Annotated in this window: 1 protein-coding gene; it reads left to right on the top strand. The window is 50.1% G+C overall.

Annotation, left to right across the window (positions count from 1 at the left end):
- The first annotated feature begins 46 nt into the window (after nucleotides 1–46).
- Nucleotides 47–685: an IS6 family transposase gene (locus DJ74_RS10595; RefSeq protein ID WP_094527221.1), complete on the top strand. Its 639-nt coding sequence runs from the start codon at nucleotides 47–49 to the stop codon at nucleotides 683–685.
- The last annotated feature ends 7 nt before the right edge of the window (nucleotides 686–692 follow it).

Genomic DNA, 692 nt, shown 5'->3' with positions numbered 1-692 from the left:
GGTGATGTTAAGTTAAGAATGAGGCGGTCGACGTTTCGAGTGCTCTATGCCCAAAAGCGACCGCCTCACCGGCTGTACTGATTGGATAGACTTGGAGTTTGTGGAGCGAGAGCGGACACCCCACGAGGTCATTGAAACCGGTATTCAACTCCATCTTGCTGGCCTATCACTTTCGAATACCAGACAGTATCTTGAGAGGTTGGGTGTCGAGCGAAGCCGGACAGCTATTCACAACTGGATTCAAAAGGCCGATTTACAGCCAGCTGACGGGGCAAGCCCGAATCGTGTTGCGGTCGACGAGACTGCGATTCAGATCAACTCAGATAGATTCTGGCTGTATGCTGCCGTCGATCCTCGCACAAATCAATTCCTTCACGTTGACGTATTTCCTGTCCAAAACCAACAATTTACCCTGGTGTTTCTCCGCGATCTCAGAGAGAAACACCACGTTGAGGATGCGGTCTTTCTCGTTGATGCTGCCGGACATCTTACAGCTGCGCTCTCACGAATCTCGCTCCGATTTCGAATCACTCGTCATGGAAATCGGAATGCCATCGAACGTATCTTTAGAGAAGTAAAACGAAGAACCTCTTCGTTTTCAAATACGTTTAGAAATGCGGAGCCGATGGCAGTAGAATCGTGGCTCCGAGCCTTCGCCGTCTGCTGGAACCGATGCTTAAGTTAACACGACC

The sequence above is a fragment of the Halorubrum sp. Ea8 genome, assembly GCF_002252925.1.
GTDB lineage: Archaea > Halobacteriota > Halobacteria > Halobacteriales > Haloferacaceae > Halorubrum.
Note: the sequence above shows the minus strand (reverse complement) of the source record. Positions and strands in the feature narration are given on the sequence as shown.